This window comes from Nocardia sp. NPDC004123, assembly GCF_053603795.1.
The window spans coordinates 148,375-165,158 of sequence record NZ_JBSGGG010000009.1 but is presented as its reverse complement, the minus strand read 5'-3'; the positions used below and the strand labels follow the sequence as shown (position 1 = coordinate 165,158).

Here is a 16,784-nt window from a genome sequence, read left to right as displayed (position 1 = left end):
ATGAACGCGACTCTCTCCCTGGCCGGCATCCTCGCCGAACCGGCGTGGCGGCGACCCGACCACATCGCCCTGATCGAGGGCGACCAGCGCATCACCTTCCGCGACCTGTGGCGGCAGGCCCGCGAACAGGCCGGGGCCCTCATCGAACTCGGGGTGCGGCCGGGTGACCGGGTCGCGCTCATGGGACCCAATACCGCTGATTTCCCGCGTGCGTACTTCGCCATCCTGGCGGCAGGCGCGACCGTGGTGCCGGTGCACCTGCTGCTCACCGCGGACGAGGCGGAATACGTGCTGCGCGACAGCGGGGCCACCGTCATGATCTGCCATCCGATGGTGGAGGCCGTCGGCAAGGAGGCGGCCGGCCGGGTCGGCATCGACTGCCTGAGCCCGAAAGAGCTCTCCGGCGAGGCGATTCCGGCGTATGTGGCGCGCAGCCCGCTCGACACCGCGGTGGTGTTCTACACCAGCGGCACCACCGGCCGCCCCAAGGGCGCGGAGCTCAGCCACCTCAATATGGTCATGTGCGCGACGGTGAACGCCTTCGACGCCAACGAGGTCAAGCGCGAGGACATCGCGCTGGGCGCACTGCCGCTGTTCCACGTGTTCGGGCAGACCGTCTCCATGAACTCGCACTGGCGGCTCGGCGCGACCCTGGTGCTCATGCCGAGATTCGATGCGGCACAGGCGCTCGAGCTCATGGTGAAGGAGAACATCAACACCTTCCACGGTGTGCCGACCATGTACCACGGGCTGCTCGAAGCGGCCGAGGGCGCGGCGGAACTGCCGAAGCTGCGGCTGTGCATCAGCGGCGGCGCGGCCATGCCGCCGGTCATCATCGAGGAGTTCGAGCAGGTCTTCGGCGCGCACATCCTCGAGGGCTACGGCCTGTCCGAAACCTCGCCCACCGCAACGGTGAACCAGCCGCTGCTCGGCCCGCAGATCGGCACCGTCGGACACCCGGTGTGGGGCGTCGACGTCGAGATCGCCGCCACTGACGTGCGCGACCGCATCGAACTCCTGCCGACCGGCACCATCGGTGAGGTCGTGGTGCGCGGCCACAATGTGTTCAGCGGTTACACCGGCAAGCCCGAGGCCACCGCGGAGGTCATGGTGGACGGCTGGTTCCGCACCGGCGACCTGGGCATCAAGGACGAGCAGGGCTACCTGCGCATCGTGGACCGGATCAAGGAGATGATCATCCGCGGCGGGTTCAACGTGTACCCGACCGAGGTGGAGGCCGCGCTGCTGCGGCACCCGAACATCGCGCAGGTGGCGATCATCGGTGTGCCGGACGAGAACTACGGCGAGGAGATCCTCGCGGTCGTCGTGCCGTCCGGACCGCTCACCGCCGAGGACGTCATCGACTACGCGAAAGAGCATGTGGCGCGGTACAAGTACCCGCGCCGCGTCGAGTTCGTCACCGAACTGCCCATGGGGCCCACCCACAAGATCCTCAAGCGCGAACTGAAGCAGCGCTACGCCTAGCCGGAGGAACACCGCATGATCGACTTCAGCGACTTCGACCACCTGCGTGCCGCCGCCGGCACCGAAATCGGTGTCAGCGACTGGATCACCGTCGACCAGCAGCGCATCGACACCTTCGCCGACGCCACCGACGACCACCAGTGGATCCACGTCGACGCCGCCCGCGCGGCCGCCGGACCCTACGGGCGCACCATCGCCCACGGGTTCCTCACCCTGTCACTGGTGGTGCCGATGACCGCGCAGGTCATGACCGTCAGCGCCGCGAACATGGCGATCAACTACGGGCTCAACAAGGTTCGGTTCATCAACCCGGTGCCGGTGGACAGCCGCATCCGCGGGCGCTTCACCCTCGACGCCGTCACCGACATCCCGGGTGGCGTGCAGGCCGTGCGGACGGTCACCGTCGAGATCGAGGGACAGGACAAGCCCGCCTGCGTCGCGGAGAGCATCGCCCGCTACCTCGCCTGAGGCGCGCAGACCAGGGCCCGCCGATCGAATCGATCGGCGGGCCCTGGCTTTTCGCGGACCGGCGGTGTTCCGCGGGCTACCCGCGTGGTCCGAACGGCACCGCCGACAGCGGGGCGGCGTCCGGCGTCATGGTCGCCACCACCGAGATCCCCGCCGCCTGGAAATTCATCAGCGCCCGGGCGATATGGTTCGCCGAGGTGATCAGGATCGCCGCGTGCGCGCCGATGGCGTCCATCAGCTGCGCCGAGAACGCCGCGTTCTGGACCGTCGAATTCGCCTTGGTCTCGGCATGAATGCGGGTGCGGTCGATACCGCGCTCGACCAGCCAGTCCGCCATGGCGTCCGCCTCGGTCACCCCGTTCTGCGGATTGCCGCCGGTCACGATGACCGGGGCCTGCGGCGAGAGCAGGGCCGAGACGTAGCCGGCGTAGAGCCGGGCCATGAGCTCCGGGCGCATCGAGCCGTCGGGCTGCAGACCGTAACCGAGCACCACGATCGCGGTGTCCGGGGTGAACAGCGCGGGCAGGTTCAGGCCCGGCAGGTCCATGCCGGGGATATTGAAGGTCTGCAACGCGTTGATGGTCGCCAGCATGTTCTGGGACAGCCCGGCGATGGAATCGATCTGTACCGGCTGCGGCGGCGCGTCGGCGTGGGCCGGCGCGGCGGCCGCCGCCAGTGCGATGACGGTCGCGCCGGGCAGCAGGGCCTGGATGGCCTTGGTGCGGAACTGATTCGATGTCCTGCGGTGATGGCGGCCGGGCCGGACGCGCCCCAGCTGGGGGCGGACTCCTTGCCACTGACCACTGGGTGAGATTCTCCGATGTCTGCCTGCGTCGAGCATCGCAACCCCCTAGGTAGCCGGGATGTGACTACCGGTCGGTTCACAATCGTCCGAATCATGATCGCGCCGGATCCACTTCTATGGAGGCGATTTCGCGAAATCAAGATTCACATCGTCGCGGGACAGCGTCCGAACAGCGGAAATATCAAGCCGGACCGGCATTGTCGTGAGGTCGGCGCGACCGCTCGGACCGCTCCAGATGGTGTGACCGGCATCACGTCACACCCGATGTCACACCCGCGTGGGCCGCGTCGTCAACCTGACGAAGGCAACGAACGACACAGAGAAAAGAGAGAACAATGACCCGCTTCGCCCTGTACGAGAACGAAGTCGCCGCCAAGTTCAACAAGCGCCTCGTCACCGCCGCCCGCGTCGTCGACGAGTCCAGCCTGCCCAAGGCCACCCAGGAACTGGTCAAGATCCGCGCCTCGCAGATCAACGGCTGCGGCATGTGCCTGGACATGCACACCAAGGACGCCGCCCACGCCGGCGAGACCGCGGTCCGCCTGGCCATGGTCGCCGCCTGGAAGGAATCCACCGTCTTCACCGAGCCCGAGCGCGCGGCCCTCGCCCTCACCGACGAGGGCACCCGCCTCGCCGACGGCGGCGACATCTCCGAGGACACCTGGGCCCTGGTCCGCAAGAACTACGACGACGACCAGATCGGCGCGCTGATCTCCCTGATTGCCACCATCAATGCCTGGAACCGCCTGAACGTCATCTCCGGCCAGCTGGGCGGCCAGTACGTCCCCGGCCAGTGGTGACCACCTGCCCGCGCCCCAACCACGTTGGGGCACAAGGATAGGCATTTCTCGAGTGGCACACCACCGAGGGGAATCGGTCGAATCCCCACGGCGGTGTGCCACTCGGCATTCGGGCCGCAACCGACCCCGCGATTCGGCTGCCGGGCTCGAGCTTCCAGGACGGGCGGCCAACCCGCCTGTCCGTCCGGCCGATCGAGCTTGCCCGGCTCGAGTTCTCGATAGGGTGCAACGCCCGCTCTCATTCCGGTCCGCGTTCCCCGATGGAGTGTCGGCCCGGAAATGCGACGGTCCGGTGGATTCCGGTCCCGGCCCTCGAGCGTCGAGACCGGGCGGCTAGTCGTTGTGGCGGACCAGTGGCCAGTCGATCGCGACTCGGCCGGCGGTCGTCACGTAGGTGGTGAAGACGTTCAGCGCGACGTGGGCGATGATCTCCACCAGGAGGTCCGGGGCCAGGCCGGCGTCCTGGGCGGTGCGCAGATCGGCGTCGGTGACGGTGCCGTTGTGGACCAGCAGGGCGTGCGCGAAGGCCAGGGCCGCTTCGGCTTCCGGGTCCGCGGACGCGGCCTGCCGGGCGCGGATCGTCTCCTCCTCGGGCAGGCCGGTGACCTTGGCGCCGCGATAGGTGTGGGCCGACAGCTCGTAGTCACTGCGATTGTGCTGGGCCACCAGCAGTGCGAGGCGCTCGCGAGTGGCGGGCGGAATCCGGCCGTGCCGCAGGGCATCCGACAGATCCAGATAGCCGCGCAGGGCCGACGGGCTGTTGGCCATGGCCTTGGTCAGGTTCGCGGTGATGCCGAAGGCTTGCTGCGCCTCGGTGAAGAGGGCGGCGGTGGCGGCGGGCGCATCCTCCGGCTCCAGTAGCGGCAATCCTGACATCGTTCGAGAATCGGTCGCCGCGTTGATAGATTCGCTGTACATCGGCGATGTGCCGAACGAACAGCGGCTCATGGTGGATGTGCGGGTGACAGTAGGACTGACGGTGCTCGGGCCGGTCGGTGTGACGGTGGACGAGCGGGCCGTGCCCGGTCTCGCGCCCCGCCACCGCGCGGTGCTGGCGCACCTGTTGCTGAACGCCCGCACCGTGGTCACCGTCGACCAGCTCACCGACGCACTGTGGGGACCCACCCCGCCCGACACCGCGCGTTCCCAGATCCACCACGCCATTACCGCCGTCCGCAAGGTGCTGCGCACCGCGGGCATTGCCGACCTCCTGCACACCCGCGCCAACGGCTACCTCGTCCAGCCCGCGCCCGGCCAGCTCGACCTCGACGTCTTCGCCGCCGAAACCGCCACGGCCACCCGCGAATCCGCCACCGATCCGGCCGCGGCCGCCACCCGCCTGCGCGCCGCCCTGCGGCTCTGGCGCGGTCAGCCCCTCGCCGACGTCAAGGCCGACTTCGCTCCCGATGCTCGCGCCCGCCTCGAAGACCGCCGCCTGCGTGCCGTCGAACAGCTCGCCGAACTCGACCTCGCCCTGGGCCGCCACGACGATCTCATCGACGAACTCCCTGACCACCTCGCCGCGAACCCCTTGCGCGAGAAGCTGACCGCCCACCTCACGCTTGCCCTGCATCGCGCCGGTCGTCAGCCCGATGCCCTCGCCACCGCCCGCGCCTTCCGCAGCCGCCTCGCCGACGATCAGGGCCTCGACCCCAGCCCCGCCTTCGCCGACCTGGAACAGGCCATCCTCCGTCGCGACCCCGCCCTCGACTATCGCCCGGACCAGCCGAGGTCGTTCGGTGCGCACCCGGCCGTCGCCGGCCATCGTGCGAATGATGCTGCCGTGCATCCGCATTCGCAGGCTCTGGAGCTCGGTACGGGCCGCATCGGCGTGGACTCGGCCCGATTCGAAGCGTCGTCGCGCCCAATAGTGGACAGGATCGATCCAGCCGATCCCGTAGAGAGCGCGCCGCCCGCCGCGGGGCAGGTGGTCAACTTCCTGCCGTACGACGTCCCCGATTTCACGGGACGGGCCGAGGATATCGAGCGGCTGCGGGGCTGGCTGACCGGGGAGGCCGCCGGGGTGGCGGTCATCGACGGCATGGCGGGGGTCGGGAAGACCGCGCTCGCAGTGCATTTGGCGCACGCGGTGGCGGGGCGGTTTCCGGACGGGCAATTGTTCATCGACCTGCAGGGTCATACGCCGGGGCGGGAGCCGCTGGATATCGGAATCGCGCTGGGGGCCTTGCTGCGTCAGCTGGGCGTGTCCGACGACGCCATTCCGTCGGGGGAGGCGGAACGGGCGGCGCTGTGGCGGGCCAGGGTACGGGACCGGCGGGTGATCGTGGTGCTCGACAATGCGGTCGACACCGCTCAGGTGCGGCCGCTGCTGGCCGGAGGCGGGGCGCACCGGGTGATCGTGACCAGCCGACGACGGCTGCTGGATCTGGATGGCGCGCAATCGCTGTCAATGGAGCTGCTGGCGGCGGCCGATGCCGTCGAGCTGTTCCGGGCCATCGTGGGGGAGCGGGCGGACGCGGAACCGCTGGCGGCGCTGGATGTGCTACAGCTGTGCGGATTCCTGCCGCTGGCCATTCGCATCGCGGCGGCGCGGCTCGCGCACCGGCCCCAGTGGACCGTCGAATACCTGGCCGGGCGGCTGCGGGATCAACGGCGGCGGCTCACCGAGCTGGCCACACCGGAACGCGGGGTGGCCTCGGCCTTCGCGCTGTCCTATCAGCAGCTGGAATCCGCTGAGCAGCGCATGTTCCGGCTGCTCGGGCTCAACCCAGCGCGCGATATCGAACCGCACGCCGCCGCGGCCCTCACCGGCCTCCCCGTCGCCGCGGCCGAGCACCACCTCGAGCGCCTGCTCGACGCCCACGTCCTGACCCAGTTCCGCCCCGGCCGCTACACCATGCACGACCTGGTCCGTCAGCACGCACGCACCACCGCGGCAAACGAGGAATCCGCCGAAACCCGCTCCGCCGCAGTCGAATCCCTCTACCGCTACTACCAGGACACCGCCGCTCGAGCCGTCCGGCTGCTCTTCCCCGACGGCTCCCGCGCCGCACCGGAGTTCACCAGAGCTTCGGAATCCACTGCAGCATCGCAATCGACCGGAGCTTCGGAGTTCACCAGAGCAGCGGACTTCACCGGAGCATCCGAATTCGCAACAGCGCGGGAGTCCGTCGGAGCGCTCGATTCGGCTGGGGCGCAGTCGTTCGATAGATCGTCGCTGACCTTCGAGGAGTCGGCGGAGGCCATCGAGTGGCTCGATGCGGAGCGCATCAACCTGGTGGCCATCTGCATTGCGCCGGAGGAGGCCGCACGGCCCGGTTACACGGCGCAGCTGGCACGCAGTCTGCACGCCTACCTGGATGGGAACGGGCACTACGGTGCCGCGCGCACCATGCACACGCAGGCGTTGCGGAGCAGCCGCCGCGATGGGGACCTGGCCGCGCAGTCCCGGGCGTGCAGCGACCTGGCTTGGATCGCCTGGCGATTCGGGCGGCTGGACGAGGCGCACGACTACGGTGAGCAGGCCCTCGACGCGGCCCGCGCAGTCGGGGATGGGCGGGCGGAGGCCCGGGCCCATTACGTATTCGGGTATGTCTTCTGGCAGCGCGACATCGAGCGGGCCGGGGAGCACTATCGGCAGGGGCTGGCCCTGTTCCGCGAATTCGGCGACCGTGCTGGTGAGGCGGCCTGCCTCACCAGCCTCGGCACCGTCAGCGAGCGCCTGGAGCGCTACCCCGAAGCTCGTGAGCGGCTCGGCGAAGCCCTGCGCCTCTACCGCGAATTAGGCTCCCGAACAGGGGAAATCGTCGTGCTCAACAACCTCGGCCCGGTGCATCTCGGCGAGGATCACCCCGACGAGGCGCGCCGCCGGCACCGCCGCGCCCTCGACCTGTGCCGGGAACTCCGCTTCCGCAGCGAGGAGGCCGAGGCTCTCAACGGTCTCGGCGAGATCGCCCTCGCGCTGGACGATCCCGCCGCCGCGGTCGCCGACTTCACCGCCGCGGTCACGGTCTGCCGCGATCTCGGCGACCGCGCCGAGGAAGCCCGCGCCCTGCTCGGCCTGGCCCAGTCCCACCGTGCGCTCGGGCAGACTCCCGCCGCTCGCGACCATTCCGCCAGGGCACTGGCCCTTTTCGAGGAACTCGAGGTCCCCGAGGCCGACGACGCCCGCGCCCTCCTCTCCGACCTCGGCTGACCCCGCCGTGGAAAATCGGTACCGCTTTCCGCGACGTGTCATTACTGTCATCGTCGCCACCGACGCCCTGGCGCGCAGGTCGTGGGGTGGTCCAGCCGGTGTGGAGGAGTCGGGAGTCCTCGCTTCCCCGTCAAGGAAGAAACCGCGGGTTCGAATCCCGCCACTGGTGCAGGTGATGTCAGCCGGGTGCGGCCGGTCGGTCCTCGAAGGCTCGGTCAGTTCTCGAAGGCGGCGCGGTGGGCCGCACACCATTCGGCGAAGGTGTGCGGCGGGCGGCCGAGCAGTTCGGTCACGGTGCCGGTGCGCGCGCCCACGGTGTCGGCGCGCATGAGGGCGAAGCCCGCCACGATCGCCGCGGCCAGCGGCGGGGGAGCGCCGTTCGGGAAGCGGGCCGCCACCGCCTCCTCCGGCGTCGCGGCCTCACGAATCTTGATGTCGCGGTCCAGGATTCGGGCGAGGATAGCGACCTGGTCGCCGACGGTCAGGCTCTCCGGCCCGGTGAGGTGATAGGCCGCCCCGGCGTGGCCGGGCTCGGTGAGGCAGCGGGCCGCCACCTCGGCGATATCGGCGGGATCGATCGGGGCGAACCGGCCCGGGCCGGTGGGGTCGAGGATCGGGTCGCCCGCCCGCAACGCCGGAATCCACTCCAGGGCATTGGACATGTACCCGCCCGGACGCAGGATCGTGCACGGAATTCCGCTGTCGCGCACCAGATTCTCGCGCTCGTGGTGCCAGCTGCCCATGGCGGGCAGCGGTTCGACCAGCACGTGGGCGGAGGAGATCATGACGATCCGCTTCACTCCCGCCCCGGCGGCGGCGTGCAGCAGGTTGCGGGTGTGGTCCAGCCCGATGCCCGGGACCAGCAGGAACAGGCCGGTGACTCCGGTCATGGCCCGGTCCAGGCTCGCCGGATCGTCGAGGTCGCCCAGGCAGGTTTCGGCACGCGCGGGCAGGGTCGCCGCCCGTGCCGGATCACGCACCAGGGCACGGAAATCGAGGTCGTTGGCATCGAGGATGCGGGTGAGTTCGCGGCCGATGTTCCCGGTCGCTCCGGTCAGCAGTAGCATGGCATCTCCAGATCGTTAGCCGTCTACCGAAAAACGTTAGACGGCTAACGATCGACGGTCAATACCCGCACCCGACCGGAGGCCCCATGTCTTCCCCAGGCTCAGCCGACTTCCTGGACCTGCACGGCCGCACCTCGAAAGCCTTGCGCGCCTTGGCCGATCGCGATATGCGCCGCCTCGGCCTGCACCTCGGCCAGAATCACGTGCTGGCCGTGCTGTGGGAACAGGACGGCCGCACGCCGGGGGAGATGGCGGCCGCGCTGAACGTCACCACGCCGACCGTCGTCAAGATGGCCACCCGCATGGCCGCCGCCGGCCTGCTCACCCGCCGCCGCGACGACAAGGACAACCGCCTGGTCCGGCTCTGGCTCACCGACCGCGGCCGCGACCTCCGCGACCCGGTCGAAGCCGATCGGAAGACCCTGTCCGACAAGGTGACCGCCGACCTCACCGACGCCGAACGCCGCCACCTGATGTCGGCGCTGGAAAAAATCCACCGCGCCGCCGCCGACCTCCTCGGCGAACCGCTCGACCACACCGACTCGATCCCGGACTGACCCGGACCCGCGCCGTTCGATCCCGGACCGGCGCTGCCGCCCCGGCCATCACCTAGAGTTGGGCTCATGATTACCGCGATCGTGTTGATCTCCGCCGAACCGGATCGGATTCCGGAGACCGCGCAGGAACTGGCCGACATCAAGGGGGTGGCCGAGGTCTATTCGTGCGCGGGGGATGTGGACCTGATCGCCGTGGTCCGGGTGCGCGACCACGAGGAGATCGCCGACGTGGTCACCGGCCGGATCAACAAGACGCCGGGCGTGCTGCGCACGGCCACCCACATCGCGTTCAAGTCCTACTCGCGCGCGGACGTGGAGGCCGGCTTCTCGATCGGCGAATAGCCGCCCGGGTCAGCGGGTCAGAACGGACGCGCCCAGCGCGGTGCCGGTGTGACCGGGCTCGATGGTGTGGGTGACGCCGCCCTTGCACCCGGGGAGCAGGTACACCTGGGCGCGCAGGGCGGTTTCATTGTCGACACTGAGCCGGCGCGGCACACCGCGGATGGTCACGCAGTCGCCCGGAATGCCGTAGCTGCGGCCGTCCACACTGAGGGTGCCGGGATCGGCGGTCTCGTCGTGAGCCCAGTGAGCGGCGCTCACCGGAATGCCGATGCCCAGGAACACGGCCACCAGGCCGGGTAGCACCACTCCGTATCGCATGTCGAAACTGTAACGCCGCCTCGCTGACCCGAACAGCAAACACACAGCTGGGTGACCCGAACTCTCAGGACACTCGGAGGAACTCTTCCATGAGAGGGCAGGAACCATGTTCGTGAAGGTGTGCGGGCTCACCACCGAGGAACAGATCGACTGGGCCGTCGAGCTCGGCTACTCGGCCATCGGCGTGGTCGGCACGGCCAAGAGCAAGCGGTATGTCGAGCCCGCCCGGGCGCGTGAGCTGGCGGCGTACGCGCGCGGCCGGATCCGCTCGTTCGTGGTGGCGTTCGACCGGACCGAGGTCGCCGAGGTGATCGGCGACTTCGACGTCATCCAGCTCTACAACTGGACCGACCTGCCGAATCTGGCCTACTGCTCGGCCGCCGCACCCACCCCGGAACAGGTCTGCGAATACTTCTTCTACGACGCCAGCACCGGATCGGGCGTCTTCGCCGAATTCCCGGACTGGCTGGAGCAGGTGCCCGGACAGGTGGTGCTGGCCGGCGGCCTCAGCCCCGGCAATGTCGCCGAGGTGATCACGACCCATCGGCCGTTCGGCGTCGACGTCTCCAGTTCGGTCGAAACCGCCCCTGGCATAAAGAGTTTCGACGCCATGAGCCGTTTCAAACAGGCCGTGGACTCCGCGGCCGAACCGGGGGCCTGAAGCCCCCCGGGGTCAGTTCGCGCCGAGCCCGTTGGAGACGGTGACCCAGCGATCCAGCAGCGCCGAGGCCGCACCCGAATCCACGGTCTCGGCCACCCGCTTCAATGCCGCGGCCAGCTTGGTGTGCAGATCGTCGTCCACCCCCGCGGCGGTCAGTTCGAACGCCACCAGCGCCGCCGCCGAATTCAGCAGCACCGCGTCCCGCACCGGGCCCGGGTCGCCGGCGAACACGGCACGCGCGATCTCCGCGTTCATCACCGCGTCGCCGCCGCGCAGCGCCGACGGATCCACTCGCTCGATGCCGAGTTTGGTTGGGTCGATGGTGGTTTCGTGCAACCGGCCGCCCGCGACCACCCACACATCGGTGGTGTCGGCGGTGGTGATCTCGTCGAGGCCGTCGTTGCCGCGGACCACGAGCGCCGAGGCGCCGCGTTCGGCGAACACACCCGCGATCACCGCCACCAGATCCGGGAAAGCGCAGCCGATCAGGCCCGTGCTGGGCTGGGCCGGATTGGTCAGCGGCCCCAGAATATTGAAGACCGTCGGAATCCCGATCTCACCGCGCGCCTGACTCGCGAACCGCAGCGAGGGATGGAACACCGGCGCGAAGCAGAACCCGATGCCGGTCTGCCGCACGCACTCGGCCACCGATTCCGGCCCGAGCGCGATCTTCACGCCCAGCGCCTCCAGCACGTCCGCGCCGCCGCTCTTGGACGAGGCCGCCCGATTGCCGTGCTTGATCACCGGAATCCCGCTGGCCGCCACCACGATCGAGGACATGGTGGAGATGTTCACGCTGCCCGAGCGGTCCCCGCCGGTGCCGACGATATCCACCGCCGCGCCCTCGAACGGCACCCGCTTCGCGTGCGAGAGCATGCCGGTGGCCAGGCCGCTCAGCTCGGTCGGGGTCGGGCCCTTCATCTTCAGGGCCACGCCGAAGGCCGCGATCTGCGCGGAGGTGGCGTTGTCGGAGAAGATCTCGTTCATCGCCCACGCGGCCTCATCCGAGGACAGATCGTTGCCGTCGGTGAGGATGCCGAGAATTTCTCTCCAGCTGCGCGCGCTCATTGCTTCTCTTCCCGTTGCCGGTCCACGCCGGACACCAGTGTTGTTGGGGCAAGCCTAGTGTGCGGGGCTAGTTCTTTCCGCCAGGACCGGCGGCGGGCTGCAGGGCATCCCAGCCGAGGACATGGCCGTCGTAGCGATGGGCGATTCCCGTCATGCGGGAACGCTCCTGGGAGCAGTGCAGGGCGTCGAGCACCTGCACGCGCTGCAACACCAGGTTCGCCGGGTCGGCCGCGTCCACCGAGGCGGTGTCATAGCCGATCTGCGCGGCGATGACTTGCACCTCACCGACGCGGTCGGCGGGAACCCGGAGGTGGTGCCGAAGGACTACTGGATCGTCCGATGTCCACTGCAGAGCCTTGCCCAGGGCCGCCGAACAGGCTTCGGCATCATCGAAACTCGATGCCACCACCACCAGATCCGGCCGCCTCGGATCCAGTTCGGTTGTCCCGCCGCGTCCGGCTATCCGCCGCCACCACGATTTCACGCTCATATATCCCTCTCCACAGGGCTCAGCTTCCTCTTACCTGCGCAATCTAGGCTCTCCGGGACACGCCGAGAGCCCTGCCAGACGAGCGCTCGCGCTGGGCTTTCCGACACGTACGACAAAGTTTCGTACCCGCCTACGCCTGTCGTACTACGACAAGTCATACTTACCGGCGTGACGACCGCAGTAGGGACCCCAGGATCGGCCATTACCCAGCGTGTGCATTCGCTGAACCGGCCCAACATGGTCAGCGTCGGTACCATCATCTGGCTGTCGAGCGAGCTGATGTTCTTCGCCGGCTTGTTCGCCATGTACTTCGTTGCTCGCGCGCAGGCGCACGGAAACTGGCCGCCGGAGCCGACCGAGCTGAACATGAAGCTCGCCGTGCCGGTGACCGCGGTGCTGATCGCCTCCTCCTTCACATGCCAGATGGGCGTGTTCGCGGCGGAGAAGGGTGACGTCTTCGGCCTGCGCCGCTGGTACCTGCTGACCTTCCTCATGGGTGCGTTCTTCGTCGGTGGCCAGGCCACCGAGTACCACGCCCTGTACTCGGAGGGCACCTCGATCTCCAGCAGCGTGTACGGCTCGGTGTTCTTCATCACCACGGGCTTCCACGGTCTGCACGTCATCGGCGGTCTCATCGCGTTCGTGTTCCTGCTGATCCGCACCAAGCTCAGCAAGTTCACCCCGGCGCAGGCCACGGCGGCGATCGTCGTCTCCTACTACTGGCACTTCGTCGACATCGTCTGGATCGGCCTCTTCGCCACGATCTACTTCGTCCGCTAACACCGGACGTGCCGAGGCCCAGCCCGCGTCGGCAACCCAGAAACTTGTACAAGTCGGTTCCGTCTACTCCAAAGGGACACAGATGAGTTCATCTCCCCCGTCAGCGCCAGATCCCGAGGGGATCGGCCAGGCCACCAAGATCCGCAAGCAGCGCCGGATGCGCCGGAAGCTGGCCGGCGGTCTGGTCCTCCTGATGGGCCTCGTCGGAGCCGGCTTCGCGGCGTCGGCCCTGACCCCGCAGGCTCAGGTCGCCACCGCGAAAGAGGACCAGTCCGCGCTGATCCGCGAGGGCAAGCAGATCTACGACACCTCCTGCGTCACCTGCCACGGTGCCAACCTGCAGGGTGTCCAGGATCGCGGCCCCAGCCTGATCGGCGTCGGTGAGGCCGCGGTCTACTTCCAGGTTTCCACCGGTCGTATGCCCGCCGCCCGCAACGAGGCGCAGATCCAGCGCAAGCCCCCGAAGTTCGACGCGCACCAGACCGACGCGCTCGGCGCGTACGTCCAGTCCCAGGGCGGCGGTCCGACCGTGCTGCGCGACAGCAACGGCGAGATCGCGCAGGAGTCCATCGTCGAGGACCGTGACCTCGGCCGCGGTGGCGAGCTGTTCCGCATGAACTGCGCCTCCTGCCACAACTTCACCGGCAAGGGTGGCGCGCTGTCGTCCGGCAAGTTCGCGCCGCCGCTGGAAGAGGCCACTGAGCAGCAGCTCTACCTGGCCATGCTGACCGGCCCGCAGAACATGCCCCGGTTCTCCGACCGGCAGCTGACGCCGGACGAGAAGAAGGACATCGTCGCCTACATCAAGGACCGCATGGAGACCCCGTCCGAGGGCGGCTACGGCCTCGGCGGCTTCGGTCCCGCGACCGAGGGCCTGGCCATCTGGGTCGTCGGCATCGTGGTCCTGGTCGGCTCTGCGATGTGGATCGGTTCCCGGTCATGAGTGAACAGGAGCGAAACAGCATGGGGGACAACCCCACCGAACCCACCGATGAGCAGCTCGACGCCATGTCGCGGGACGAGCTGGTCAAGCTCGGCACCGAGCTGGACGGCGTCGACGTCGCCTACCGTGCCCCGCGCTGGCCGGTCCCGGGTACCCGGGCCGAGAAGCGCGCCGAGCGCCGGGTGGCGCTCTGGTTCGGCATCTCCGCGCTCGCGGGTGCCGCGCTGATCGGTGTCTTCCTGTTCTGGCCCTGGGAGTACAAGGGCCGTCACCAGGACGGCAACGGCATGTACACGCTGACCACCCCGCTCTACGGCCTCACCCTCGGCATCGCCGTGCTGGCCGTCGGCGTCGCGGTGGTGCTGATCCGCAAGCACTTCATCCCTGCCGAGATCTCCATCCAGGACCGCCACGACGGCGCGTCCAAGGAGGTCGACCGGCGCACCCTGGTCGCGCAGCTGCAGGACGCCGCCGAGACCTCGACCCTGGGCCGCCGCAAGCTCATCACCCGCACCGCGGGCCTGGGCGTGGGCGTCATGGGCGTCGGCGCGCTGCTCGTCTTCGTCGGCGGCATGATCAAGAACCCGTGGGCCAAGCGCGACAAGTCGCCGCTGTGGGTCTCGGGCTGGACCCCGGACTACCCGGGTGAGACCATCTATCTGCGTCGCGACACCGGCCGCCCCGAGGACATCGTCCTGGTCAAGCCGGAGGATCTGGACGCCGGTGCCATGGAGACCGTCTTCCCCTGGAAGGAATCCTGGCGCGGTGACGAGCACAAGACGCTGGAATCGCTGCGCGGTATTCGCAACGCGGTCATGCTGATTCGCTTGCGCACCCACGATGCCGAGCACGCCATCAAGCGCAAGGGCCAGGAGAGCTTCAACTTCGGCGACTACTTCGCCTACTCGAAGATCTGCACCCACCTCGGCTGCCCCACCTCGCTGTTCGAGCAGCAGACCAACCGAATCCTGTGCCCCTGCCACCAGTCGCAGTTCTCCGCGACCGAGTGGGGTAAGCCGGTCTTCGGTCCCGCCGCGCGTGCGCTGCCGCAGCTGCCGATCACCGTCAACGCCGATGGCTACCTGGTCGCCCAGCACGACTTCATCGAGCCCCTCGGCCCGGCCTACTGGGAGCGTCGTTCATGAGCCCTAGCAAAGTGGCCGTCCAGGCCAACGAGATGGACGAGCGTTACCGCCTCGCGGCGTTCGCCAAACGATCGATCAACAAGGTCTTCCCGACCCACTGGTCGTTCCTGCTCGGTGAGATCGCGTTGTACGCGTTCATCATCCTGCTGCTGTCGGGTATCTACCTGACGCTGTACTTCGACCCGTCCATGTCGGAGACCGTCTACCAGGGCGCCTACCAGCCCCTGCGCGGTGTCACCATGTCGCGGGCCTACGAGACCGCGCTGAACATCTCCTTCGAGGTGCGCGGCGGTCTGTTCGTGCGCCAGGTGCACCACTGGGCGGCGCTGCTGTTCGCGTCGTCGATCATCATCCACCTGTTCCGCATCTTCTTCACCGGCGCTTTCCGCAAGCCGCGTGAGGCGAACTGGGTGATCGGCTCGCTGCTGCTCATCCTGGCCATGTTCGAGGGCTTCTTCGGCTACTCGATCCCGGACGACCTGCTCTCCGGCACCGGTCTGCGCGCCGCCTTCGGTGGTATCACCATGGGCATCCCGGTCATCGGCACCTGGATGCACTGGCTGATCTTCGGCGGTGACTTCCCGGGCACCATCATCATTCCGCGTCTGTACATCGCGCACGTGCTGCTGCTGCCGGGCATCATCCTGGCGCTCATCGCCGCGCACGTCGCGCTGGTGTGGTACCAGAAGCACACCCAGTTCCCCGGACCGGGCCGCACCGAGAAGAACGTCGTCGGCGCCCGCATCATCCCGGTGTTCGCCGCCGACCAGGGCGCGTTCTTCGCCTTCACCCTGGGTGTCGTCGCCATCATGGGTGGCGTGTTCCAGATCAACCCGATCTGGAACCTGGGTCCCTACAACCCGTCCCAGGTCTCGGCGGGTTCGCAGCCGGACTTCTACATGATGTGGACCGACGGCATGGCGCGTCTCATGCCGCCGTGGGAGCTGTACCTGGGCCGCTACACGGTCCCGGCGCCGTTCTGGGTCGCGCTGATCATGGGTGCGGTGTTCGGTGTGCTGATCGCCTACCCGTGGATCGAGAAGCGTCTCACCGGCGACACCGCCCGCCACAACCTGCTGCAGCGTCCGCGCGACGTGCCGGTCCGCACCGCCATCGGTGCCATGGCCATCGCGTTCTACCTGGTGCTGACCCTGGCGTGTGTGAACGACATCCTGTCGCTGAAGTTCGACATCTCGCTGAACGCGACGACCTGGTTCTTCCGCATCGCGCTGCTGCTGGCCCCGCCGCTCGCGTACTTCGTGGCCTACCGGTTCTGCATCGGCCTGCAGCGCAGTGACCGTGCGGTGCTCGAGCACGGCATCGAAACCGGTGTGATCAAGCGGCTTCCGCACGGTGAGTACATCGAGGTGCACCAGCCGCTGGGCCCGGTCGACTCGCACGGCCACCCGATCCCGCTGGAGTACCAGGGCGCCCCGGTGCCCAAGAAGATGGCCAAGCTGGGTTCCGCAGGCAAGCCCGGCACCGGCTCCTTCCTGCGCGCCGACCCCGCGTCGGAGCAGGCGGACCTGGTCGCCGTCGCCCACGAGGAAGAGCACAAGATGCTCGAGGTGCTGGAGGACGCGCAGAACGCCGCCGCCGGCAAGCACGAGCACTGATCCTCGCCGTCACACGGGAAGGCCCCGAGTCGAATTCGACTCGGGGCCTTCCCCGTTCCCGGGACTCGGCCGATCGGATGACA

The 16,784-nt window shown here is 68.5% G+C and carries 17 protein-coding genes and 1 tRNA gene; 12 read left to right on the top strand and 6 right to left on the bottom strand.

Annotated features, from left to right (window positions below; genetic code table 11):
* Positions 1 to 1,485, top strand: a complete 1,485-nt coding sequence (locus tag ACWEQQ_RS15140) for a long-chain-fatty-acid--CoA ligase (protein WP_452348620.1) — start codon at positions 1 to 3, stop codon at positions 1,483 to 1,485.
* A gap of 15 nt (positions 1,486 to 1,500) precedes the next feature.
* Entirely contained in the window at positions 1,501 to 1,953 is a 453-nt protein-coding gene (locus ACWEQQ_RS15135; protein WP_364616316.1) for a MaoC family dehydratase, read from the top strand.
* A 76-nt stretch (positions 1,954 to 2,029) separates the two neighbouring features.
* Here the strand turns inward: ACWEQQ_RS15135 and ACWEQQ_RS15130 are convergent, their stop codons facing one another.
* The gene (locus ACWEQQ_RS15130; protein ID WP_452348619.1) at positions 2,030 to 2,794 is read right to left on the bottom strand and encodes a YdcF family protein; all 765 of its coding nucleotides are present in this window, start codon (positions 2,792 to 2,794) and stop codon (positions 2,030 to 2,032) included.
* Positions 2,795 to 3,093: 299 nt separating this feature from the next.
* Here ACWEQQ_RS15130 and ACWEQQ_RS15125 point away from each other — a divergent pair, with 299 nt between their 5' ends.
* Positions 3,094 to 3,558, top strand: coding sequence for a carboxymuconolactone decarboxylase family protein (locus ACWEQQ_RS15125; RefSeq protein WP_452343001.1), 465 nt, complete (start codon positions 3,094 to 3,096; stop codon positions 3,556 to 3,558).
* 333 nt (positions 3,559 to 3,891) lie between these two features.
* On the opposite strand, the gene ACWEQQ_RS15120 is transcribed toward ACWEQQ_RS15125, so the two are convergent.
* On the bottom strand, positions 3,892 to 4,434 hold the full coding sequence (locus ACWEQQ_RS15120; protein ID WP_452348618.1) for a carboxymuconolactone decarboxylase family protein: 543 nt from the start codon (positions 4,432 to 4,434) through the stop codon (positions 3,892 to 3,894).
* A 49-nt stretch (positions 4,435 to 4,483) separates the two neighbouring features.
* Between ACWEQQ_RS15120 and ACWEQQ_RS15115 the strand changes: the two genes are divergently transcribed.
* Positions 4,484 to 7,714 (top strand): BTAD domain-containing putative transcriptional regulator, encoded by a 3,231-nt coding sequence (locus tag ACWEQQ_RS15115; protein WP_452348617.1) that lies wholly within the window; start codon positions 4,484 to 4,486, stop codon positions 7,712 to 7,714.
* Between the two features lie 94 nt (positions 7,715 to 7,808).
* A tRNA-Asp gene (locus ACWEQQ_RS15110) sits at positions 7,809 to 7,883 on the top strand.
* Positions 7,884 to 7,929: 46 nt separating this feature from the next.
* Here ACWEQQ_RS15110 and ACWEQQ_RS15105 read toward each other — a convergent pair.
* Entirely contained in the window at positions 7,930 to 8,781 is an 852-nt protein-coding gene (locus tag ACWEQQ_RS15105; RefSeq protein ID WP_452348616.1) for an NAD(P)H-binding protein, read from the bottom strand.
* Between the two features lie 86 nt (positions 8,782 to 8,867).
* Here ACWEQQ_RS15105 and ACWEQQ_RS15100 point away from each other — a divergent pair, with 86 nt between their 5' ends.
* Together ACWEQQ_RS15100 and ACWEQQ_RS15095 are read left to right on the top strand one after the other, a co-directional pair.
* A complete protein-coding gene (locus ACWEQQ_RS15100; protein WP_364616301.1) occupies positions 8,868 to 9,338 on the top strand; it encodes a MarR family winged helix-turn-helix transcriptional regulator in 471 nt (156 codons plus the stop codon).
* Positions 9,339 to 9,404: 66 nt separating this feature from the next.
* A complete protein-coding gene (locus tag ACWEQQ_RS15095) occupies positions 9,405 to 9,680 on the top strand; it encodes an Lrp/AsnC family transcriptional regulator (RefSeq protein WP_040856541.1) in 276 nt (91 codons plus the stop codon).
* A 9-nt stretch (positions 9,681 to 9,689) separates the two neighbouring features.
* On the opposite strand, the gene ACWEQQ_RS15090 is transcribed toward ACWEQQ_RS15095, so the two are convergent.
* Positions 9,690 to 9,998 carry a hypothetical protein gene (locus tag ACWEQQ_RS15090; RefSeq protein WP_452348615.1) on the bottom strand — a complete coding sequence of 103 codons (309 nt, stop codon included), beginning with the start codon at positions 9,996 to 9,998 and terminating at the stop codon, positions 9,690 to 9,692.
* Positions 9,999 to 10,104: 106 nt separating this feature from the next.
* Between ACWEQQ_RS15090 and ACWEQQ_RS15085 the strand changes: the two genes are divergently transcribed.
* Positions 10,105 to 10,659: a phosphoribosylanthranilate isomerase gene (locus ACWEQQ_RS15085; RefSeq protein ID WP_452343005.1), complete on the top strand. Its 555-nt coding sequence runs from the start codon at positions 10,105 to 10,107 to the stop codon at positions 10,657 to 10,659.
* Positions 10,660 to 10,671: 12 nt separating this feature from the next.
* Here the strand turns inward: ACWEQQ_RS15085 and trpD are convergent, their stop codons facing one another.
* Positions 10,672 to 11,727 carry an anthranilate phosphoribosyltransferase gene (gene trpD / locus ACWEQQ_RS15080; RefSeq protein WP_452348614.1) on the bottom strand — a complete coding sequence of 352 codons (1,056 nt, stop codon included), beginning with the start codon at positions 11,725 to 11,727 and terminating at the stop codon, positions 10,672 to 10,674.
* Between the two features lie 67 nt (positions 11,728 to 11,794).
* Entirely contained in the window at positions 11,795 to 12,217 is a 423-nt protein-coding gene (locus ACWEQQ_RS15075; protein WP_452343007.1) for a hypothetical protein, read from the bottom strand.
* A 168-nt stretch (positions 12,218 to 12,385) separates the two neighbouring features.
* Here ACWEQQ_RS15075 and ctaE point away from each other — a divergent pair, with 168 nt between their 5' ends.
* The 4 genes from ctaE (at position 12,386) to qcrB (ending at position 16,701) form a co-directional block, all read left to right on the top strand.
* A complete protein-coding gene (ctaE, locus tag ACWEQQ_RS15070; protein ID WP_083868641.1) occupies positions 12,386 to 12,997 on the top strand; it encodes an aa3-type cytochrome oxidase subunit III in 612 nt (203 codons plus the stop codon).
* An 82-nt stretch (positions 12,998 to 13,079) separates the two neighbouring features.
* Positions 13,080 to 13,940, top strand: a complete 861-nt coding sequence (qcrC, locus tag ACWEQQ_RS15065; protein WP_379437023.1) for a cytochrome bc1 complex diheme cytochrome c subunit — start codon at positions 13,080 to 13,082, stop codon at positions 13,938 to 13,940.
* Entirely contained in the window at positions 13,937 to 15,085 is a 1,149-nt protein-coding gene (gene qcrA / locus ACWEQQ_RS15060) for a cytochrome bc1 complex Rieske iron-sulfur subunit (RefSeq protein WP_364616283.1), read from the top strand. The genes qcrC and qcrA overlap by 4 nt, the downstream gene beginning before the upstream one ends.
* Positions 15,082 to 16,701, top strand: a complete 1,620-nt coding sequence (gene qcrB / locus ACWEQQ_RS15055) for a cytochrome bc1 complex cytochrome b subunit (protein WP_452343008.1) — start codon at positions 15,082 to 15,084, stop codon at positions 16,699 to 16,701. Before qcrA ends, qcrB begins: the two co-directional genes overlap by 4 nt.
* The last annotated feature ends 83 nt before the right edge of the window (positions 16,702 to 16,784 follow it).